Origin of the sequence: Spiroplasma endosymbiont of Apeira syringaria (assembly GCF_964020205.1) — a bacterium.
GTDB classification, from domain to species: Bacteria; Bacillota_I; Bacilli_A; order Mycoplasmatales; family VBWQ01; genus Spiroplasma_E; species Spiroplasma_E ixodetis_A.
The window spans coordinates 370,806-393,095 of record NZ_OZ026543.1 but is presented as its reverse complement, the minus strand read 5'-3'; the positions used below and the strand labels follow the sequence as shown (position 1 = coordinate 393,095).

24 protein-coding genes and 1 pseudogene are annotated in these 22,290 nt (G+C 25.5%); 16 read left to right on the top strand and 9 right to left on the bottom strand.

What is annotated here, in order from left to right:
• Window positions 1-355 precede the first annotated feature (355 nt).
• A complete protein-coding gene (locus tag AACL02_RS02455; RefSeq protein ID WP_339042616.1) occupies window positions 356-856 on the bottom strand; it encodes a hypothetical protein in 501 nt (166 codons plus the stop codon).
• 225 nt (window positions 857-1,081) lie between these two features.
• Here AACL02_RS02455 and AACL02_RS02450 point away from each other — a divergent pair, with 225 nt between their 5' ends.
• Window positions 1,082-1,342: a hypothetical protein gene (locus tag AACL02_RS02450; protein WP_339042614.1), complete on the top strand. Its 261-nt coding sequence runs from the start codon at window positions 1,082-1,084 to the stop codon at window positions 1,340-1,342.
• On the opposite strand, the gene AACL02_RS02445 is transcribed toward AACL02_RS02450, so the two are convergent.
• Window positions 1,329-2,449 (bottom strand): IS3 family transposase gene (locus AACL02_RS02445; RefSeq protein ID WP_339040217.1). Its coding sequence is split into 2 segments (ribosomal slippage): window positions 1,329-2,206 and window positions 2,206-2,449, totalling 1,122 coding nucleotides; the frame shifts between segments, so codons are not numbered across the junction. The genes AACL02_RS02450 and AACL02_RS02445 overlap by 14 nt on opposite strands.
• 130 nt (window positions 2,450-2,579) lie before the next feature.
• Here AACL02_RS02445 and AACL02_RS02440 point away from each other — a divergent pair.
• Window positions 2,580-3,116: an IS1595 family transposase gene (locus AACL02_RS02440; RefSeq protein ID WP_339042612.1), complete on the top strand. Its 537-nt coding sequence runs from the start codon at window positions 2,580-2,582 to the stop codon at window positions 3,114-3,116.
• Between the two features lie 372 nt (window positions 3,117-3,488).
• On the opposite strand, the gene AACL02_RS02435 is transcribed toward AACL02_RS02440, so the two are convergent.
• On the bottom strand, window positions 3,489-3,686 hold the full coding sequence (locus AACL02_RS02435) for a hypothetical protein (RefSeq protein WP_339042610.1): 198 nt from the start codon (window positions 3,684-3,686) through the stop codon (window positions 3,489-3,491).
• Between AACL02_RS02435 and AACL02_RS02430 the strand changes: the two genes are divergently transcribed.
• A complete protein-coding gene (locus AACL02_RS02430; protein ID WP_339040763.1) occupies window positions 3,632-4,453 on the top strand; it encodes an IS1595 family transposase in 822 nt (273 codons plus the stop codon). The two genes, AACL02_RS02435 and AACL02_RS02430, sit on opposite strands and share 55 nt — an antisense overlap.
• Here the strand turns inward: AACL02_RS02430 and AACL02_RS02425 are convergent.
• The gene (locus AACL02_RS02425) at window positions 4,439-4,684 is read right to left on the bottom strand and encodes a hypothetical protein (RefSeq protein ID WP_339042608.1); all 246 of its coding nucleotides are present in this window, start codon (window positions 4,682-4,684) and stop codon (window positions 4,439-4,441) included. The two genes, AACL02_RS02430 and AACL02_RS02425, sit on opposite strands and share 15 nt — an antisense overlap.
• Window positions 4,685-5,216: 532 nt before the next feature.
• Here AACL02_RS02425 and thyA point away from each other — a divergent pair.
• From thyA to AACL02_RS02410, 3 genes are all read left to right on the top strand, one after another.
• Window positions 5,217-6,086 carry a thymidylate synthase gene (gene thyA, locus AACL02_RS02420; RefSeq protein ID WP_339043509.1) on the top strand — a complete coding sequence of 290 codons (870 nt, stop codon included), beginning with the start codon at window positions 5,217-5,219 and terminating at the stop codon, window positions 6,084-6,086.
• A 20-nt stretch (window positions 6,087-6,106) separates the two neighbouring features.
• Entirely contained in the window at window positions 6,107-6,577 is a 471-nt protein-coding gene (locus AACL02_RS02415) for a dihydrofolate reductase (protein ID WP_286640911.1), read from the top strand.
• Window positions 6,578-6,645: 68 nt separating this feature from the next.
• A complete protein-coding gene (locus AACL02_RS02410; protein ID WP_339042605.1) occupies window positions 6,646-7,317 on the top strand; it encodes a lysophospholipid acyltransferase family protein in 672 nt (223 codons plus the stop codon).
• A gap of 44 nt (window positions 7,318-7,361) precedes the next feature.
• Here the strand turns inward: AACL02_RS02410 and AACL02_RS02405 are convergent, their stop codons facing one another.
• The 3 genes and pseudogenes from AACL02_RS02405 to AACL02_RS02395 all read right to left on the bottom strand — a co-directional run.
• Window positions 7,362-8,438: a sulfite exporter TauE/SafE family protein gene (locus AACL02_RS02405; RefSeq protein ID WP_339042603.1), complete on the bottom strand. Its 1,077-nt coding sequence runs from the start codon at window positions 8,436-8,438 to the stop codon at window positions 7,362-7,364.
• Between the two features lie 187 nt (window positions 8,439-8,625).
• Complete coding sequence (locus AACL02_RS02400) at window positions 8,626-9,864, bottom strand: ankyrin repeat domain-containing protein (protein ID WP_339042601.1); 1,239 nt, start codon at window positions 9,862-9,864, stop codon at window positions 8,626-8,628.
• A gap of 161 nt (window positions 9,865-10,025) precedes the next feature.
• Window positions 10,026-11,342, bottom strand: a pseudogene (locus AACL02_RS02395) (HAD-IC family P-type ATPase); the annotation flags it as partial.
• Window positions 11,343-11,381: 39 nt separating this feature from the next.
• On the opposite strand from AACL02_RS02395, the gene AACL02_RS02390 reads away from it, so the two are divergent.
• Window positions 11,382-12,203, top strand: coding sequence for an IS1595 family transposase (locus AACL02_RS02390; protein WP_422397826.1), 822 nt, complete (start codon window positions 11,382-11,384; stop codon window positions 12,201-12,203).
• 53 nt (window positions 12,204-12,256) lie between these two features.
• On the opposite strand, the gene AACL02_RS02385 is transcribed toward AACL02_RS02390, so the two are convergent.
• The gene (locus AACL02_RS02385; RefSeq protein WP_339042597.1) at window positions 12,257-13,684 is read right to left on the bottom strand and encodes an HAD-IC family P-type ATPase; all 1,428 of its coding nucleotides are present in this window, start codon (window positions 13,682-13,684) and stop codon (window positions 12,257-12,259) included.
• A 382-nt stretch (window positions 13,685-14,066) separates the two neighbouring features.
• On the opposite strand from AACL02_RS02385, the gene AACL02_RS02380 reads away from it, so the two are divergent.
• The 3 genes from AACL02_RS02380 (at window position 14,067) to yihA (ending at window position 15,898) form a co-directional block, all read left to right on the top strand.
• Window positions 14,067-14,267, top strand: a complete 201-nt coding sequence (locus tag AACL02_RS02380) for a hypothetical protein (protein ID WP_252320689.1) — start codon at window positions 14,067-14,069, stop codon at window positions 14,265-14,267.
• Between the two features lie 42 nt (window positions 14,268-14,309).
• Complete coding sequence (locus AACL02_RS02375; RefSeq protein ID WP_339043505.1) at window positions 14,310-15,125, top strand: IS1595 family transposase; 816 nt, start codon at window positions 14,310-14,312, stop codon at window positions 15,123-15,125.
• A 158-nt stretch (window positions 15,126-15,283) separates the two neighbouring features.
• On the top strand, window positions 15,284-15,898 hold the full coding sequence (gene yihA, locus AACL02_RS02370) for a ribosome biogenesis GTP-binding protein YihA/YsxC (RefSeq protein ID WP_286640905.1): 615 nt from the start codon (window positions 15,284-15,286) through the stop codon (window positions 15,896-15,898).
• Between the two features lie 141 nt (window positions 15,899-16,039).
• Here the strand turns inward: yihA and AACL02_RS02365 are convergent, their stop codons facing one another.
• Window positions 16,040-16,861: an IS1595 family transposase gene (locus tag AACL02_RS02365; RefSeq protein ID WP_281747836.1), complete on the bottom strand. Its 822-nt coding sequence runs from the start codon at window positions 16,859-16,861 to the stop codon at window positions 16,040-16,042.
• Between AACL02_RS02365 and AACL02_RS02360 the strand changes: the two genes are divergently transcribed.
• The 6 genes from AACL02_RS02360 (at window position 16,807) to AACL02_RS02340 (ending at window position 21,825) form a co-directional block, all read left to right on the top strand.
• Window positions 16,807-16,950, top strand: coding sequence for a hypothetical protein (locus tag AACL02_RS02360; RefSeq protein WP_339042595.1), 144 nt, complete (start codon window positions 16,807-16,809; stop codon window positions 16,948-16,950). The genes AACL02_RS02365 and AACL02_RS02360 overlap by 55 nt on opposite strands.
• Before the next feature lie 53 nt (window positions 16,951-17,003).
• A complete protein-coding gene (locus AACL02_RS02355) occupies window positions 17,004-17,558 on the top strand; it encodes a hypothetical protein (RefSeq protein WP_339042593.1) in 555 nt (184 codons plus the stop codon).
• 215 nt (window positions 17,559-17,773) lie between these two features.
• Complete coding sequence (locus AACL02_RS02350) at window positions 17,774-19,648, top strand: cation-translocating P-type ATPase (protein ID WP_339042591.1); 1,875 nt, start codon at window positions 17,774-17,776, stop codon at window positions 19,646-19,648.
• Entirely contained in the window at window positions 19,560-20,381 is an 822-nt protein-coding gene (locus tag AACL02_RS02345) for an IS1595 family transposase (RefSeq protein ID WP_339042589.1), read from the top strand. Before AACL02_RS02350 ends, AACL02_RS02345 begins: the two co-directional genes overlap by 89 nt.
• Before the next feature lie 40 nt (window positions 20,382-20,421).
• A complete protein-coding gene (locus AACL02_RS12430; protein WP_422397837.1) occupies window positions 20,422-20,811 on the top strand; it encodes an HAD-IC family P-type ATPase in 390 nt (129 codons plus the stop codon).
• Window positions 20,812-21,222: 411 nt separating this feature from the next.
• Complete coding sequence (locus tag AACL02_RS02340; RefSeq protein WP_339042587.1) at window positions 21,223-21,825, top strand: IS1595 family transposase; 603 nt, start codon at window positions 21,223-21,225, stop codon at window positions 21,823-21,825.
• Window positions 21,826-22,290: the final 465 nt, after the last annotated feature.

The window sequence follows — 22,290 nt, the reverse complement described above, 5'->3', positions numbered from 1 at the left end:
GTTTAACTCCTTTTTTAAAATTATTAAAAATTATGTTTTATAATTTTTTTGATTATAAAACATAAGTCTTAATAGGTAATTTTAAAGATATTGTTTTAAAAATTTAAATTTGTTTTTTACTTATATTTTATTTAAACATTTAATATTTTAATCTGTGTAGTTTAATAATTTTTTGATTTGTTCATTAGTTGCAGTTGAAAGTGAAAGTATTGAAATAAAATATAAGTATTTGTTTTCTATTAAATCTTTTCTAACTTTATCAATTTGTTTTCAAAAATCTTCGATTTCTTCTTTGCTTAAATTTTCATCATTAATGATGAAATTACCATTAGTATCTATTTTTGTTAGTGATCTACTAGCAATTAAGATTGGTCTGATTTTTAAATTCATAATTTTTTAAAATTACATCTGTTACTAAATTATTGTTATCGGAAGTTAATAATATTTGTTTACTTTCATCAAAAGTATTTTTAATACTTTTGATTGCTTCAGAAACTCTTCCTTCGGATTTATTTACTAATATTGAACTTGTCAAAATTATAAAAAAATTTCAGGCAATTTTTGTTGGTTTTTTATTAACTCCACTTTCTGATTTTAGGAATTTTTTAAATAAATTTATATCAACATCTCTAATAAATATTTCTTTAAAATATTTTCTTAGTTTTATTTTTAATTCTTTTTTCGTTCCTATGATTTGATTAAAATCATTTGAAGAAAGTATCCTTTTAACTTTGTTTTTTTGTTTATAATTTAATAAAAATTTTATTAGTAAAAACATTAAAAGTAATATGAAAAAAATAAGTAAAGTAATACTTGAAATATAAGCTATTCAATTAAATATTTTAGTTGTAGTCAATCTGCTTTTCCTTAGTTTTATCCATAAAATGTTAAACATAATACGACAAAAAAATATATAACTTTTATATTTATAATTTGGGGTATTAGTTTAAAAAAAATAAAAAAATTTAGTATTATAATTTTTTAATTAAATAGTTACTTGTTTTGTGTTAGTTATTAATTTTATTTTAGTTTCTTATTAATATTTACGGACTTCTCCCCACATGTACTTGTGGAGGGAATAATGAAACTGAATGAATTCAACAATGCTTTTCAAACTGAACAGCAATGTCTTGCATATATAGCAAATTTGAAAGAAAACAAATGTATTAGGTGTTTTAGTTTTAATTTGAATACTTCTGATTTAAAAAGAATGAGATGTTTAAAATGTAATCAAACATTTAGCATTCTCACAGGCACCATATTTTCAAGGTCACAAACATCTTTAACATCTTGGTTTTATCTTATTGGAATGGCAACCTTTTTTAGGACTATTTTTTGGTAGACATTTGTTTTTGATAATTAACTGGAGTTAAGTAGTTTAAAGTGCTGTGAATTCTTATGTTGTTATATCAATTGATGTAATCAAATAATTCTAATTTTAATTGGATTAATGATGTAAAATTTTTATCATTAATAAATTCGGTTTTGAAAGTTTTAAAGGTTGCTTCAGCAACAGCGTTATCATAAGGACAACCTTTTTTGCTTAAAGAGCGATTAATATTGAATGCTAGTAAAAGTTTATCAATAATTTTATTATTAAATTCATTACCGCGATCACTATGAAATATTTGAATATCTTTTAAACAGCGATTTGAGTGCATAAATGCTTGATATACTAATGATGCATCTTTTTTAGTACCTACACTATGTCCAATTATTTCGCGGTTAAATAGGTCAATTAATAAACAAATATAGTTTCACTTACCATTTACTTGAACATAAGTTAAATCACTAACAATAACTTCATTTTTAACTCTATTATTAAAGTTTCTATCAACAAGATTGTTTATTGGACTATCGTTAACTTTGTTATTATGATTTTTGTATGATAATTTAGTGTATTTTGATATTAAATTATGTTTATTCATAATTTCTTTAATTTTTCGTCTTGATAAATAAATTTCTTGGTTTTCTAGAATGACTTTTAATCTTCTAGTACCATAAACTTCTTTATTTTCTTTAAAAGCACTAATAACAGCTTCATCATAAATATTATTTTTGATTTTATTTTCTTTTTTCTTTAAATTAAAATAATATGTTGATTTAGAGATTTTTAAAAAATGACACATTGTGCGAATTTTATATTTAACTTTATTTTTGACAATAATTTCTATTTTCTGCCTATTATTAGTGCTGCTTGCTTTAAAATATCATTTTCCATTCTTAATTGTTTTAATTCTTTTCTTAATTTAATTAATTCATTTTCTTCAACAGAACGATTATCTTTAGTTTTAAAACTACCTGAATTAGTAAATTGCTTAATTCAATTGTAAGTAGCTGCTCTTGTAACATTATATTCTTTAGCAAGGCAAGATACTGATTTGCCACTTTGATATAAAGCTACTATTTGTTTTTTAAATTCATCGGTATATGAGTTAATATTGGCCATAATTATAGTTCCTTTCTTTGTTCACTTGTCTACGTAATTAGTGTCCAATAAAGTGTAACCCATCCATATCTTTAGATGAATAAACACCAAACATGGAATTCCATCAACAGATATTGCAAAAGAATTGGGAGTGACTTTGAAAACTGCTTGAAGAATGACTCATAAAATCAGAACACGTATTGCAAAACAAAAACCTCAATTTATTGTTGAAAGTACAGTGCAAATTGATGAAATGTATCTTTCACATATGGGTTTTAAAAAACAAGGAAGATCCTTGGTGAATAAAACCTTGATTGTTGGCATTTATCAAAAAACAACCAATAATTTAATTGTGAAAGTATTGAAAAACGCAAAGAGTAAAAATCTTTTGCAGTTTGCAAAAAACCACATTTCTTCAAAATGTCTTGTATATACTGATTCTTGAAAAGGATATTGCGATTTTAAATCAGTTTTCACTAAGCATGAAACAGTTAACCATCAAGATGGCTATGTTTCAAAAATTGGTGTAAATACCAACCAAATTGAATCAGTTTGAAAACATATAAGAAGAACATTTAAAACACATATCAAAGTTGCAAAACATCATGTTCATTTATATGCTAAAGAAGCTGCATATAAATTCAACAAGATACCTAGTTTTGAAACTGTAATTCTATGTTTGATTTAAAAATGTGGGGAGAAGTCCGTAGATAGGCTTTTCTCAGCATTTATGTGATAAAATTAAAATAGTACATAAAGGGAGAAAAGCCAATATTTATTGAAAATTATTATGATATTAATAATAATATTCCATTTTAATTATATACATATATAATTTAAAAAATCTATTAAAAAGCAACATAATATAAGAATTTTTTTAAAAAAATTATTTTTATAATGTTTATTTTTTATGTATTTTATACTGATCTGTGTAGTTTAATAATTTTTTGATTTGTTCATTAGTTGCAGTTGAAAGTGAAAGTATTGAAATAAAATATAAGTATTTGTTTTCTATTAAATCTTTTCTAACTTTATCAATTTGTTTTCAAAAATCTTCGATTTATTCTTTGCTTAAATTTTCATCATTAATGATGAAATTACCATTAGTATCTATTTTTGTTAGTGATCTACTAGCAATTAAGATTGGTCTGATTTTTAAATTCATAATCGGACTTCTCCCCACATGTACTTGTGGAGGGAATAATGAAACTGAATGAATTCAAAAATGCTTTTCAAACTGAACAGCAATGTCTTGCATATATAGCAAATTTGAAAGAAAACAAATGTATTAGGTGTTTTAATTTTAATTTGAATACTTCTGATTTAAAAAGAATGAGATGTTTAAAATGTAATCAAACATTTAGCATTCTCACAGGCACCATATTTTCAAGGTCACAAACATCTTTAACATCTTGGTTTTATCTTATCTTTAGATGAATAAACACCAAACATGGAATTCCATCAACAGATATTGCAAAAGAATTGGGAGTGACTTTGAAAACTGCTTGAAGAATGACTCATAAAATCAGAACACGTATTGCAAAACAAAAACCTCAATTTATTGTTGAAGGTACAGTGCAAATTGATGAAATGTATCTTTCACATATGGGTTTTAAAAAACAAGGAAGATCCTTGGTGAATAAAACCTTGATTGTTGGCATTTATCAAAAAACAACCAATAATTTAATTGTGAAAGTATTGAAAAACGCAAAGAGTAAAAATCTTTTGCAGTTTGCAAAAAACCACATTTCTTCAAAATGTCTTGTATATACTGATTCTTGAAAAGGATATTGCGATTTTAAATCAGTTTTCACTAAGCATGAAACAGTTAACCATCAAGATGGCTATGTTTCAAAAATTGGTGTAAATACCAACCAAATTGAATCAGTTTGAAAACATATAAGAAGAACATTTAAAACACATATCAAAGTTGCAAAACATCATGTTCATTTATATGCTAAAGAAGCTGCATATAAATTCAACAAGATACCTAGTTTTGAAACTGTAATTCTATGTTTGATTTAAAAATGTGGGGAGAAGTCCGTAGATAGGATTTTCTCAGCATTTATGTGATAAAATTAAAATAGTACATAAAGGGAGAAAAGCCTTCATAATTTTTAAAATTACATCTGTTACTAAGTTATTTTTATCAGAAGTTAATAATATTTGTTTACTTTCATCAAAAGTATTTTTAATACTTTTGATTGCTTCAGAAACTCTTCCTTCGGATTTATTTACTAATATTGAACTTGTCAAAATTATAAAAAAATTTCAGGCAATTTTTGTTGGTTTTTTATTAACTCCACTTTCTGATTTTAGGAATTTTTTAAATAAATTTATATCAACATCTCTAATAAATATTTCTTTAAAATATTTTCTTAATTTTATTTTTAATTCTTTTTTCGTTTCTATGATTTGACTAAAATCATTTGAAGAAAGTATTCTTTTAACTTTGTTTTTTTGTTTATAATTTAATAAAAATTTTATTAGTAAAAACATTAAAAGTAATATAAAAGAAATAAGTAAGCTAGAACCAGAAATAACACCTATTCAACTAAATACTTGATTTTGACTCAATTTAATTTTCATTTCAAATAACATGAAATATGATGTTGATATTTTATTTTAATTATACATAGACATAATAAAAATTAAATATTTATTAAGTGTATTTTACAAATTTTTGAATATGTATATAAAATAAATAATAAAATTAAAACTTAGATAAAAAAATATTTTTTGTTAAAATATAATTGATTTAATTTGATTTATGAAAGAGGTAATGATTATGAAACAATATTTAGATTTATGTCAATATGTTTTAGAAAAAGGATATAAAAAAGCTGATAGAACAGTCACTGGTACTGTTTCTACTTTTGGTTATCAAATGCGTTTTGATTTACAAAAAGGTTTTCCCATATTAACTACAAAAAAAGTTCATTTTGCTTCTATTGTTCATGAGTTATTATGATTTATTGCTGGTGATACTAATATTGAATATTTAGTTAAAAATAATATTAGAATTTGAAATGAGTGACCTTATAAGAAATTTATGGAAAGTAAAAAATATCAAAATGAAACTTTAGAAGAATTTGTTGAAAAAATTAAAACTGATCATCAATTCGCTCTTGAATTTGGTGATTTAGGACCTGTTTATGGTAGACAATGACGTAATTTTAATGGTGTTGATCAGTTGCAGGAGTTAATAGAAAATTTAAAAAACAATCCTTTTTCACGAAGACACATTTTATCAGCATGAAATCCTGCAGAAATTAAAAATATGGCACTACCACCATGTCATACTTTAATTCAATTTTACGTTTCTGATGATAAAAAATTATCTTGTCAATTATATCAACGTAGTGCAGATATTTTTTTAGGAGTTCCTTTTAATATTGCTTCTTATGCATTATTAACAATAATGTTAGCACAAATATGTGGCTATCAGTTAGGAGAATTTATTCACACTTTAGGTGATGCTCATATTTATAGTAATCATTTTTCACAAATTAATGAACAATTAAGTAGAAAACCAAAATCATTACCAATTTTAGTTATTAATAAAAATATTACTAATTTATTTAATTTTAAATTTGAAGATTTTAAATTAGAACAATATGATCCATATCCGTTGATTAGAGGTCAGGTTGCAGTATAATGGTAATTTTAGTTTGAGCAATGACCAAAGAAAAGGTAATTGGTTTTAATAATAAATTGCCCTGAAAAATTAAAGAAGAAATGCAATATTTTCAGAGCATTACTTTAAATAAAAATGTATTAATGGGTTCAAAAACTTTTGAAAGTATTGGCAAACCATTAAAAAATCGTTACAATATAGTTGTTACTAATCATCAAGAACGTTATCAACAATTTCTAAATGATAATAATATTACTTTCACAAATGATATTATTTCATATTTAAAACAATATCAAGGTAATAAAAAAACAGATATTTGTATTATTGGTGGTGCTGAAATTTATAAGCAGGCATGAGATTATGCTGATTATTTATATGTTTCAGTCATTAAAAATTTATATAATGGTGATCTTTTATTTCCTATTAGTAATTTTTCTGATTTTAAATTAATCAAAACAACAGAATTTGCAGAATTTGTGGCGAATGTGTATCAAAGAAAGGAAAAAAAATAATAATGAACATTTGAAAAGCAATTTTAACATGACCTTATTTATTACAAACTTATAGTAAATCAGGTTCAATGACAAGAAAGGTATTAAAAGACCCAAGTTTAGTTTCTGAAGCAAAACGATATATTTGATTGAAAAAACGTGTGCGTTATATTAAATGATTATATAATATTAAATTAACCGTTCATAACATTGAGAATTGACCAAAAAGAAAAGGTTGTGTAATGGTTGCCAATCATCAATCAAATTTTGATCCATTATTAGTATTATCGGTAAATGATTATAGTTTATATGCACCTTTAGGTTTTATTGCAAAAGAAGAATTAAAAAAAAGCCATTTGGCACGAAGATTTATTTTTTTAATTGATGTTTTATTTATTGATCGTAATAATCCACGAACAGCCGTTACGGCTTTTCAAGAAGCAAAGGAATTAATTAGAATTCCGCGTACAATGATGATTTTTCCAGAAGGAACAAGAAGTCATCAACAAGAAATGCAAGAATTTAAAGCAGGTGCTTTTAATATGGCATATCAATCTTATGTACCAATTATTCCTGTTACTATTATTAATTCTTATCAAATTTTTGATCTAAAATATAAAGGCAAAAAAGATATTCATCTTATTTTTCATAAGCTAATTGAGCCAAGTGAATTTATTAAATTATCTACTGATGTATTATCAAAGCAAGTATTTAATATTATTAAAAAAGGAATTGATGATTTTAGCAATAATAAAATTTAAGTAGTAATAATAAAAGGTTGTTAATTAACAACCTTTTATGATTTTTAAGAGTCAATAATTAATTTCTGATGTGATTTTTGTTTTTTATAATTACGTAAATTTTTTACTGATGTAATTATTAGTGAAGAAGATGTATATCAAATTATTACGATAATTAATCATAGTAGGATATTAATAAATTGTTCTTTATTTAAGCCAAGACCATTTTGTAATAATAAGAATACACTTAAGTAAGCACAAATAACACCAATTGATCCACATAGTGTGAAAGCAATTGCTGGTTTAATTTCATAGTTTTTATCTTTAATAAAACGTGTGCCAGCAACTGGCATTAAAAAAGCTGCAGATCCCATCATAATTGGAAAAGCACATTCAGCGTTAAGACCTAATAAATAAGTAGTTGCCATTGCTGGAGCATAAATACCAATGCCTAATGCCATGAAAGCACCAAGGATAAAGAATATACTAATACCAACCAAATATTTTCATCAAATATCAAGACTATTATTATTACCCGCTGTTGGCATAATTCCAATTTGTTTTTGACCTAAAAGCATGATAATTGAAACAATAAATAATAGAATACCAATAAATAGTTGTGATCAACTAAGTTTAATTTTATTTGCGATAATGGCGCCTAAATAGGCACCTAATGTTGCAGCAGAAATTAATGAAACTAGTGTTGGTCATGCTACTTGAATTAAAGCAATAAAAATAATTGCTTCTAAGCAAGTAGGAATACTATGACCAACATTCATAATTCCTAAAATTTTTTTATCATTACGTACTTGTTTTGTTAATTTTAATAAAATAATACTTACTGCAAATGAACCAATACCAATTGTGTCACAAAAATCAGCAATAAAACCAATTATTCCTAGTTTTCAAAATCGTTGTTTAAAATTATCTTCAAAATTATGGATATGTTCTTCATCAAATTGTGAATAACTATTTTTTATAAGATATCATGTAAAAATTGCTACTATTATTAACAAAATAGTAATAAAAATAATAGCAACAATTGAGGGTTTTCAAATATTTGTTAAAAATAAAGTAAGTAATAATACAAATAAAGAAATAGGAATTATTAATAAACTATAGTATATTGTTTTTTTATTCATAGTTATGTCCTTTTTTCTTTTAGATTTACTTTATGTTATTTAAGATTTTATCATGAAAAAATCCAAAAAAATATTATTATCTTTTAATTTTTTTTATTTCTTTTTTTAAAAATTATATTTTTAAAGAATTTGATTTATCACATTTGTTCTGTAAATTATGATTTTGTAAATCTATAGAATTTATTTGTTATTTTCAATAATTTGATTCATTAATTATATTTTGTATTTCTAAATGTCCATTTCTAGTAGCTCATGTTAAAGCACTATCACCATTAGCATCTAAATGAGTAATATCTATATCATTTTTTATTAAAGTGTTAACTACATCTAGGTGTCCTTCTTTGGCTGCTCATATTAGAGCATTATCACCAAAATAATTAATATGATTAAGGTCAATTCCACTTTTTATTAAAGTGTTAACTACATCTAGGTGTCCTTCTTTGGCAGCTCATATTAGAGCATTATTACCATATTTTGTTTTATGATTAATAATATCACTATTTTTTGTTAATAAAGCGTTAATTACTTCTGTGTGTCCGTTTCTGGCAGCTCATATTAGAGCATTATTACCATATTTTGTTTTATGATTAATAATATCACTATTTTTTGTTAATAAAGCGTTAATTACTTCTGTGTGTCCGTTTCTGGCAGCTCATATTAAGGCATTTTCACCAACATTATTTTCGCGATTAATATTAATATCATTCTTTATTAAAATTTTTACTATATCTAAGTGTCCATTTTTAGCCGCTATTATTAAAGCAGTATTATTAAATTTAGTTCTATGTAGAATTACATCAGAGTTTATTTTAATTAAAGTATCAACTATTTCCAAATAACCTTTTCTGGCGGCTATTATTAAAGCAGAGTCACCAATGTTGTTTACATGATTATTAATGTCATTATCTTTTGTTATTAAAACTTTAACTGTTTCTGTGTGTCCGTTTTCAGTAGCTCATATTAGAGCAGTATCACCAAATATATTTGTATCATTAATATAAGCACCACTTTTTAATAAAGTTTTAATTGTATTTACATGCCCATTTTGTGCTGCTGATATTAGAGCGCTATCACCAATTCAATTTTTGTGATTAATAATCTTACTATTTGTTGCTAATAAAGCGTTAACTACTTCTGTGTGTCCCTTTTTAGCAGCCATTCTTAAAGCATCATCACCAAAATCATTTATATGGTTAATATTAACGTTATTTTTTAATAAAATTTGAACAATTTTTAAATTACCATGTTCAGCAGCTATTGTTAATGTACTATTATAATGTTCATCTACATAATTAACATCAGCATTATTTTTTAGTAAAGTTTGGGTCAATTCTAAATCATCATGTTTAGCGGCTTTAATTAATTTTTCATTTTTATTAATTTTTATAGTTGTATTTAATTTAGATATTTCTTTTAAATTAGACATTTTTTTCTCCTATCAAATTAAAAAACCTATTTATTTTAAAACTAAAATAAATAGGTTAAAAACTTATATTAAGTTTGAAAAAATTATATCATAAGATTTATTTCTATATTAAATATAGATAATTGCTATTTAAAATTGCAAACTTTAATATTAATTAGCCGTTATAATCATTTTTTAAATACTTTAATGTATCCCATTTTTATTAATTGACTTAGCACACAATAAGTCATGATTATTCCTAAAACAATTGGAATATAGACTGGCGGTGGTCCTATCATATTCATTTGATGACCAATGTAAGTATAAGGTAAACCTAATCCAATGGTACAAATAACAATTGCCATTATATTCACCGGTCAAGTACCACGACTTTGAATAAAAGGAATTTTTTCAGTTCTAAACATTTGTACTATTAATGTTTGTGTTAATAAACCTTCAATAAATCATCCTGAGTTGAACATATTAATATTTTCTGCAGAAGGATTACCAAAGACACCAAATCCAAATCCTAAAATTGCAAAAGTAGAGATATCAAAAATGCTACTTATAGGTCCATTAATAAAAGCAAATGGTAACATTCCTTTTGGATTTCAGCGTTGTGGTTTTAATAAAAATGATAGATCAACACGATCAAAGGCAATTGTAAATTGTGAAATATCATATAATAAATTTTGAAATAATAATTGTACTGGTGACATTGGTGCAAAAGCAAATCATGCTGATGCTACTAGCACACTAAATACATTACCAAAGTTAGAAGCAATCGTGATTTTAATATATTTTAAAATATTACCAAAAATGCGACGACCTTCAATAATACCTTTTTCTAAAACTAATAATGATTTTTCTAATAAAATGATATCTGATGCTTCTTTTGCAATATCAGTAGCATTATCAACAGAAATTCCAACATCAGCATTTCTTAATACTAAAGCATCATTAATACCATCACCCATGAAACCAATGACGTGATCATTACTTTTTAAAGTTTGAATAATCTTTGCCTTTTGTAATGGGTTTAGTTTAACAAAAATATTATTATTTTCAACAATTCTTTTTAATTCATATTCAGTTAGGCCAGTTAATTGTTCACCAGAAATTAATCCTTTAATTTCTAGATTAACACGATTACAAATTGCTCTTGTTACTAATTCATTATCACCAGTTAATATTTTAAGATCAACACCATGTGTTTTTAGCAATTTGATCATTTTTGTTGCTGTAGGTTTTGGTGTATCAAGAAAAGTTACAAAACCAAGAAAAATTAAATTTTTTTCGTTTGTTTCATTATATTTATTATTAGTAAGATTTGTATCTTCATATGAGACACCTAAGACACGTAATCCTTGTTCATTTAATTTTGTTATTTTTTTATTAACCATTTTCATTAAATCAGAATTTAATGGTATTACTTTATCTTGATAAACTATACGATTACATGTATTAATAACTTCTTCAATTGCACCTTTACAAATTAATTTTCGGACTTCTCCCCACATGTACTTGTGGAGGGAATAATGAAACTGAATGAATTCAACAATGCTTTTCAAACTGAACAGCAATGTCTTGCATATATAGCAAATTTGAAAGAAAACAAATGTATTAGGTGTTTTAGTTTTAATTTGAATACTTCTGATTTAAAAAGAATGAGATGTTTAAAATGTAATCAAACATTTAGCATTCTCACAGGCACCATATTTTCAAGGTCACAAACATCTTTAACATCTTGGTTTTATCTTATCTTTAGATGAATAAACACCAAACATGGAATTCCATCAACAGATATTGCAAAAGAATTGGGAGTGACTTTGAAAACTGCTTGAAGAATGACTCATAAAATCAGAACACGTATTGCAAAACAAAAACCTCAATTTATTGTTGAAGGTACAGTGCAAATTGATGAAATGTATCTTTCACATATGGGTTTTAAAAAACAAGGAAGATCCTTGGTGAATAAAACCTTGATTGTTGGCATTTATCAAAAAACAACCAATAATTTAATTGTGAAAGTATTGAAAAACGCAAAGAGTAAAAATCTTTTGCAGTTTGCAAAAAACCACATTTCTTCAAAATGTCTTTTATATACTGATTCTTGAAAAGGATATTGCGATTTTAAATCAGTTTTCACTAAGCATGAAACAGTTAACCATCAAGATGGCTATGTTTCAAAAATTGGTGTAAATACCAACCAAATTGAATCAGTTTGAAAACATATAAGAAGAACATTTAAAACACATATCAAAGTTGCAAAACATCATGTTCATTTATATGCTAAAGAAGCTGCATATAAATTCAACAAGATACCTAGTTTTGAAACTGTAATTCTATGTTTGATTTAAAAATGTGGGGAGAAGTCCGTAGATAGGCTTTTCTCAGCATTTATGTGATAAAATTAAAATAGTACATAAAGGGAGAAAAGCCTTAATTTTTTATTATTTAATTTATCTTCTAAAACAACTGTTAATTTACGACGATTAAAATCAAAAGGAATTTCATCAATTTTTTGATAATAATTACTTATATTTTTTAATTTGTTTTTTTCTCCAAATTCAAGTATTGAATTATCCATTGGATTTTTTATTCCTGTTTGAAAATAACTATTTAAATAAATAAACTTAATTAAGTCATTATTTGTTTTATTATCCAATGTTATATGGTTGACTACTTCAATATTATCATTAGTTAAAGTTCCTGTTTTATCAGTACATAAAATATCAATTGCACCTAAATTTTGAATAGCAGCTAGTTGTTTAACAACTACTTTTTGTTTACTAATTTTACTAGCACCTCGCGCTAGATTAGAGGTAACAATCATTGGTAGCATTTCAGGAGTCAAACCAACAGCAACCGAAATTGAAAAAATAAATGCTGCAGGTCAATTGTTTTTTAAAAGACCATTGATAATTAACACAATGGGTACCATTACTAGCATAAAGCAAATTAACATTAAAGTAACGCGTTTAATTCCTTTGGAAAAACTGCTTAATGGACGTTGTTTATTTATTGTATCAGCAATAGTAGCGAAGTAGGTGTTAGTAGCTGTTGCTATAACAATAGCAATTGCACTTCCAGAGACAACACTTGTTCCCATAAAACAAATATTTTGTAAATCAAATAAGTTTTGATATGTAGGATCGTTAATAGCGTGTTTTTGAGCAGGTAGTGATTCTCCTGTTAATGATGATTGATTAATAAATAAATCATTGCTTAATAAAATTTTTAAATCAGCAGGAATTAAATCACCCGCTGATAAATAAATTAAATCACCTGGTAATAATTCATTAACATTTATTTCTTGTGCTTTTTTAATTATTTTAATTGAGTTTTCTTTAGTAATTTGATTAATGTTTATATTACGAATAACAGTATTTGTATTTTTGACCAAAATTGTTAAATGTTTAGTAATAAAAAAAGCTCGTATTGATTGAATGTAAATTAGGGTTCCACTTAATAAAATCATAGTTCCAACAATAATAGCGGCAACCAATGAATAAATTGAAGTATCATTTTTTGTAAAATATGAGAATAAATTATAGATAGTAATAATTGCTAAAATTATATTGAATGGTCCAAAATATGATTTTAAAAATTCTAAAATTCAATTAAATTTTGTATTTTTTAAAGTATTAATACCATATTTTTTTCTTCTTATTTCAATTTGGTCTATTTTAAGACCAAAATTATGTAAATCTAAATTTTTTAGTAATTGTTTTTGGTTAAAATGTGCAATTTGTTTAATATAATCACCATTTGTGTAAACTAATGGTTTTTTAAAACTAAATTGTAATTTAAAATAAATTTTGTTTAAAAAAATCTTCATAATTTCTTTACCTCCTTATTTTTCTTATTTTAAGACTTTTAAATAAGGATTTAGAAATTTATTAACACGCTAAAAAAATATTTTTTTAGTAAAAATAACAGGAGAATATTTAACTGAATCTTTATTTAAAAGTACACTTTTAAAATTACTAATTTTTAAATTAGTATTATTTTTCTTATTATAAACGGAATCGCTGTCAGTCATGATATCACTCTCCTTTATCCTTTGACATTTTAACATGTTTCTCTTTAAAAAGATAACTTTTTTTAATTTATATAATTTTAAGAAAAAGATGATTACTATAAAATATTCGAATTTATTTTATGTTATTATTAATTAATGTTACGTGTTACTTTAATAATTAAAATAATAGGAGGTAAACATGAATACATTTGTAATAGTTGGTATTATTATAATAGCTATTGCTATTATTAGCTTTATGTTATTATTTAAAATTATAAAATGACTTGCTATTTGTATTATTGTTGGTGGTATCATTTTGGCTGCATTATTTTTTGGTTTTGGTATATGGCCATTAGATAATATTCATTTTACTAATTTTATTAATATTAATAAAAATTAAACGGACTTCTCCCCACATGTACTTGTGGAGGGAATAATGAAACTGAATGAATTCAACAATGCTTTTCAAACTGAACAGCAATGTCTTGCATATATAGCAAATTTGAAAGAAAAAAAATGTATTAGGTGTTTTAGTTTTAATTTGAATACTTCTGATTTAAAAAGAATGAGATGTTTAAAATGTAATCAAACATTTAGCATTCTCACAGGCACCATATTTTCAAGGTCACAAACATCTTTAACATCTTGGTTTTATCTTATCTTTAGATGAATAAACACCAAACATGGAATTCCATCAAAAGATATTGCAAAAGAATTGGGAGTGACTTTGAAAACTGCTTGAAGAATGACTCATAAAATCAGAACACGTATTGCAAAACAAAAACCTCAATTTATTGTTGAAGGTACAGTGCAAATTGATGAAATGTATCTTTCACATATGGGTTTTAAAAAACAAGGAAGATCCTTGGTGAATAAAACCTTGATTGTTGGCATTTATCAAAAAACAACCAATAATTTAATTGTGAAAGTATTGAAAAACGCAAAGAGTAAAAATCTTTTGCAGTTTGCAAAAAACCACATTTCTTCAAAATGTCTTGTATATACTGATTCTTGAAAAGGATATTGCGATTTTAAATCAGTTTTCACTAAGCATGAAACAGTTAACCATCAAGATGGCTATGTTTCAAAAATTGGTGTAAATACCAACCAAATTGAATCAGTTTGAAAACATATAAGAAGAACATTTAAAACACATATCAAAGTTGCAAAACATCATGTTCATTTATATGCTAAAGAAGCTGCATATAAATTCAACAAGATACCTAGTTTTGAAACTGTAATTCTATGTTTTATTTAAAAATGTGGGGAGAAGTCCGTAGATAGGCTTTTCTCAGCATTTATGTGATAAAATTAAAATAGTACATAAAGGGAGAAAAGCCAAATTAAAATAATAAATAATAATTAGTTTAAATCTTAACTATTAACTATAATATATTTTTGAATAAGAGGTAAAAAATGGAACGAATTAAGCAAGCACAATTTTTAACTAGTGCTATTAAAGAAGAACAATGGCCGCAGGATGAAATTCCTGAATTTTGTTTTGTTGGTCGCAGTAATGTTGGTAAATCAACATTTTTAAATACAATTTGTAATAATGGTAAGTTAGCTAGAGTTTCACAAACACCTGGTAAAACACAAATGCTAAATTTTTTTACAATTAATAATAATATTTGTCGCTTTGTTGATGTTCCTGGCTATGGTTTTGCTAAAGTATCAAATGAAAAAAAAATCCAATTTGCGACAATGATGGATGAATATTTTCAGTCACGAAAAAATTTAAAAGCAGTTTTTTTATTATTAGATTTAAGACATGCACCCAGTAAAGATGATATTGATATGTTGGAATATTTACAACATTATCATTTAAAAATTCATTTAATTGCTACTAAAGTTGATAAAGTGAAAAATAGTCAATTAGTAAAAAATAAAAAATTAATATTATCAACTTTAAAACTTAGCACTAATACTCCTATTATTTTATTTTCTAGTATTAGTAAACAAGGAATTGATTTAGTAATTAGTAAATTAGCAGATGATGTTAATACTAATGAAGTTGAAGTAGAAACTTAATAGTATAATATTTGTTGCTATAAAAAAAGATAAAAGTTGTTTAATATGTATATATTTATGGCTTTTCTCCCTTTATGTACTATTTTAATTTTATCACATAAATGCTGAGAAAAGCCTATCTACGGACTTCTCCCCACATTTTTAAATCAAACATAGAATTACAGTTTCAAAACTAGGTATCTTGTTGAATTTATATGCAGCTTCTTTAGCATATAAATGAACATGATGTTTTGCAACTTTGATATGTGTTTTAAATGTTCTTCTTATATGTTTTCAAACTGATTCAATTTGGTTGGTATTTACACCAATTTTTGAAACATAGCCATCTTGATGGTTAACTGTTTCATGCTTAGTGAAAACTGATTTAAAATCGCAATATCCTTTTCAAGAATCAGTATATACAAGACATTTTGAAGAAATGTGGTTTTTTGCAAACTGCAAAAGATTTTTACTCTTTGCGTTTTTCAATACTTTCACAATTAAATTATTGGTTGTTTTTTGATAAATGCCAACAATCAAGGTTTTATTCACCAAGGATCTTCCTTGTTTTTTAAAACCCATATGTGAAAGATACATTTCATCAATTTGCACTGTACCTTCAACAATAAATTGAGGTTTTTGTTTTGCAATACGTGTTCTGATTTTATGAGTCATTCTTCAAGCAGTTTTCAAAGTCACTCCCAATTCTTTTGCAATATCTGTTGATGGAATTCCATGTTTGGTGTTTATTCATCTAAAGATAAGATAAAACCAAGATGTTAAAGATGTTTGTGACCTTGAAAATATGGTGCCTGTGAGAATGCTAAATGTTTGATTACATTTTAAACATCTCATTCTTTTTAAATCAGAAGTATTCAAATTAAAATTAAAACACCTAATACATTTGTTTTCTTTCAAATTTGCTATATATGCAAGACATTGCTGTTCAGTTTGAAAAGCATTGTTGAATTCATTCAGTTTCATTATTCCCTCCACAAGTACATGTGGGGAGAAGTCCGATATTTATTAAAAATATCAATATTCAGTATAGAATAGAATATAATAATAATTAAACTTAATATAAGTTTTTAACTCATTATTTTGATAAAAATAAATGAGTTTTTATTTGAAAGGAAGATTAAAAGAAATGCCTATAAAAAATGAAATTTTACAAAATATTGAAGCAAAATCAGAAGAAAATGTAGAACAAAAACCTACAAAATGAAAAGAATTTAAAACAAAACATCGAACAACCGCAAAAATTATAAAAGTGACTAAAGGTGTTGCTACTGGTGCTGCTGTTGGTGCTTTGTATATTAATCCTATTGCTCAAATGAGCGGTTTAGTTGCTGCTACTGTTGCGGGTGGTGTCAGTGCTGTTAGTAACCGTTCTGAAGAACAATTAGAAACTGATATTATAACTGCTGCTACTAGTGCTGCTGCTATTGGTGGGATTGCCAATGCTGTAATAACACCTGTTTTTATTCCTGTTGGTGCTGGTATTGCTGCTGTTGGTGGTGCTATTATTTTTGGCATAGATGCAGCAAAAAAATTTGATGAAAAACAAAGAAGACAAATTGAAGTTGACAATGATAAGTTTGCAGATAAAAAAACCGCTATAAATAATATAGATTCACAAATTGAAGTAAAAATAGAATCAAAGAAAATGGCCAGTTTATAATGAAATTTTAGATTTAAGGTAGTCTATGTTATAATATAAATATATTACTTTTTAATTACTTTTTAAGGTAATAAATCCCCAATAACATGATTGGGGATTTAGTTTTTTTAATATTTTTTAACATTAAAATGTGTATAATTTATTTTTGTATATATTGTGTGTTAAAAAATAATAAAAAAGATTAAAATATTAAAATTTGAGGAGATGAAGTTAATATGAATAATACAAGTGATATAAATGATAATTTTGTTATTAGTAGAGCAGTACTGTCAGATGTTTCATGTACCTCTTGTGCTAGTGTTATCGAAAGACATTTTACTAAAGAAGATGGTATTACTGTTAGTATCAATTTTGCTACTAAAAAAGCACAATTTAGTTATGATCCTAAGTTTTGAAATGAAAAAAAAATTAAAAAAGCAATGCATCATTTAGGATATGAAATTTGTAAGTTTGAAACTGAGATTAAATATATAAAAACGAGTCACCAAGTTGATATGAAAGATATTACAGATGATCATAGTAGTCATAGTCATAGTAGTGAACAACATCAATCTCATATGTCAGAACAACATCATAATCATCAACATAATGTTAAATTACGTGATTTAATTGAACTTATTATTGGTTGAATATTGTTACTACCATTATTATTAATTATGATACCTAATACTTCATTTTTTGATAGTTTACGTAATCCTTATGTTCAATTTGCACTAGCAATTCCAATTCAATTTTATTTTTGTCGTAAATTTTATATTGGTATTTATCGAGAATTAATTAAACAAAAATGACCTGGTATGCATACTTTAGTAGCACTAGGAACAACAACGGCATTTATTTTTTCTATTTATTTAATGATAATTAATAAAACCGAACACTTATATTTTGAATTTAGTGCTTCAATTATTATGATTGTTTTACTTGGTGATTTAATTAGTGCTGTTGCACAGAAAAGGGCTACTAGTGGCTTAGAAAGTTTAATGTCATTAAAGCCAAAATCAATCTTAAAATATGATTATAATACCAAAACAGAAACTTTTATTAATATTGAAGATGTACAATTAAATGATATTTTAATTATTCGAAAAGGTGAAAATATTCCTACTGATGGTCAATTAATTAGTGAAGAAGCATTTATTAATGAATCAATGTTAACTGGTGAATTGCAAGTTATTACGAAACAAGTTAACCAAAATTTAATTGGTGGAACTAATAATGTTGGTGATAGTTTTAGGATGAAAGCAACTAAAATTGGTAAAGACACAGTATTAGCAAGTATTATTAAGGCAGTTGAAGATGCACAATCTCAGAAACCAAAATTACAAAAATTGGCTGATAAAATCTCTGGGTGATTTACACCAACTGTTATTTTAATTGCCATTTTAGTTTTTCTTATTCGTTATTTTGCAGTAGGTAATGGTGTGCAAGAATCATTAGAAATTGCAATTGCAACTTTAATAATTGCTTGTCCTTGTGCATTAGGAATTGCAACACCATTAGCAGTTGCTGTTGGAATTAATAAAGCAGCAAAAATAGGAATCATTTATAATAAGGCTAGTGCTTTTGAAAAAATTACTAAGATTGATACCATTTGTTTTGATAAAACAGGAACATTAACTACTGGTAATTTGGTTATTAATAAAATTTATGGTCAAGAAAAACATGTTAATAAGGCAATTGCTATGGAAAAGCATTCAACACATCCTTTGGCTTTAGCTTTTTCTTTATATTCTAATACTAATAATGTTTGACAATCATTGACAATTACCGAGGTTAAAGAACAAATTGGTTTTGGTATTAAAGCAAAATATCAAACTGAAGAATTACAAATTTCATCACTTGAAAATTTACAAAAAGCAAAAATGCCATTTAGTCCATTTCTAAAAACATTTGACTTTGAAACAGTTACTCCTAGCCAGAAAGTATTGGCATTGGCAATTAATAAAGTTGTTACTAATATTTTTATCGGACTTCTCCCCACATGTACTTGTGGAGGAAATAATGAAACTGAATGAATTCAACAATGCTTTTCAAACTGAACATCAATGTCTTGCATATATAGCAAATTTGAAAGAAAACAAATGTATTAGGTGTTTTAATTTTAATTTGAATACTTCTGATTTAAAAAGAATGAGATGTTTAAAATGTAATCAAACATTTAGCATTCTCACAGGCACCATATTTTCAAGGTCACAAACATCTTTAACATCTTGGTTTTATCTTATCTTTAGATGAATAAACACCAAACATGGAATTCCATCAACAGATATTGCAAAAGAATTGGGAGTGACTTTGAAAACTGCTTGAAGAATGACTCATAAAATCAGAACACGTATTGCAAAACAAAAACCTCAATTTATTGTTGAAGGTACAGTGCAAATTGATGAAATGTATCTTTCACATATGGGTTTTAAAAAACAAGGAAGATCCTTGGTGAATAAAACCTTGATTGTTGGCATTTATCAAAAAACAACCAATAATTTAATTGTGAAAGTATTGAAAAACGCAAAGAGTAAAAATCTTTTGCAGTTTGCAAAAAACCACATTTCTTCAAAATGTCTTGTATATACTGATTCTTGAAAAGGATATTGCGATTTTAAATCAGTTTTCACTAAGCATGAAACAGTTAACCATCAAGATGGCTATGTTTCAAAAATTGGTGTAAATACCAACCAAATTGAATCAGTTTGAAAACATATAAGAAGAACATTTAAAACACATATCAAAGTTGCAAAACATCATGTTCATTTATATGCTAAAGAAGCTGCATATAAATTCAACAAGATACCTAGTTTTGAAACTGTAATTCTATGTTTGATTTAAAAATGTGGGGAGAAGTCCGTAGATAGGCTTTTCTCAGCATTTATGTGATAAAATTAAAATAGTACATAAAGGGAGAAAAGCCATTTTTATTTTAGAAGATGAATTACAAACAAATGCATTATTAACAATTGAAAAAGTTAAAAAACAAGGAATTGAGGTTATTTTAATTAGTGGTGATAATGAATCACAAACACTTGCTATTGCTAATCGTGTTGGGATAGAAACATCCTTTGCTAATGTTACACCACAAGGTAAATCACAAATTGTTGCTGATTTACAAGCAAAATGTAAAAAAGTAGCGTTTGTTGGTGATGGTATTAATGATGTTATTGCCTTAGAACAATCTGATTTAGCAATTGCAATGGCTCTTTCTGATATAACTGTTGTTGGAAATTCATTAATTTTTAAATGAAGAAAATATAAATATTAGATAATATATAAATTAATAATAAATAAAAAAGTACTTTAATTTTTTAAAAGGGGGAATTTAAATGGCTAGATAAAATCAAGAAAAAAAAGCAGAGCTTGATCAAAAGATATCTATTTTACAAAAAATGATAGGTATTATAGAAGAAAAAAAATAATGTTGAACCAAAGCCTGATGAAAAGTTGATTATAATTAATCAACTGATAATTGATTATTATAAGAACAAACTTTCTCTATTAGTAAAAGAAAGAGAAAATAATGATTGAGAAACAATTAATTTAGAAGATATTGATAAACCATCTACAAGTCAAAATAAATGAAGTTTATCAAAAATATAAAAAAAGTTACCTTAATTGGTAACTTTTTTTATATTTTTAAACGGACTTCTCCCCACATGTACTTGTGGAGGGAATAATGAAACTGAATGAATTCAACAATGCTTTTCAAACTGAACAGCAATGTCTTGCATATATAGCAAATTTGAAAGAAAAAAAATGTATTAGGTGTTTTAGTTTTAATTTGAATACTTCTGATTTAAAAAGAATGAGATGTTTAAAATGTAATCAAACATTTAGCATTCTCACAGGCACCATATTTTCAAGGTCACAAACATCTTTAACATCTTGGTTTTATCTTATCTTTAGATGAATAAACACCAAACATGGAATTCCATCAACAGATATTGCAAAAGAATTGGGAGTGACTTTGAAAACTGCTTGAAGAATGACTCATAAAATCAGAACACGTATTGCAAAACAAAAACCTCAATTTATTGTTGAAGGTACAGTGCAAATTGATGAAATGTATCTTTCACATATGGGTTTTAAAAAACAAGGAAGATCCTTGGTGAATAAAACCTTGATTATTGGCATTTATCAAAAAACAACCAATAATTTAATTGTGAAAGTATTGAAAAACGCAAAGAGTAAAAATCTTTTGCAGTTTGCAAAAAACCACATTTCTTCAAAATGTCTTGTATATACTGATTCTTGAAAAGGATATTGCGATTTTAAATAAGTTTTCACTAAGCATGAAACAATTAACCATCAAGATGGCTATGTTTCAAAAATTGGTGTAAATACCAACCAAATTGAATCAGTTTGAAAACATATAAGAAGAACATTTAAAACACATATCAAAGTTGCAAAACATCATGTTCATTTATATGCTAAAGAAGCTGCATATAAATTCAACAAGATACCTAGTTTTGAAACTGTAATTCTATGTTTGATTTAAAAATGTGGGGAGAAGTCCGTAGATAGGCTTTTCTCAGCATTTATGTGATAAAACTAAAATAGTACATAAAGGGAGAAAAGCCTTTTTAAAAATTAAAACTTACCTTTCTCTATAACCCTACTAGGTAAGTATTTTGATTATACTTTATCATTGTTGATTTGTATAGCAATTTTAGTGTTTTTTTAAAATTTCAATATTTTTTTATATTTAAAAGAGTCAGATTTTAAATCTGACTCTTTTAAGCAA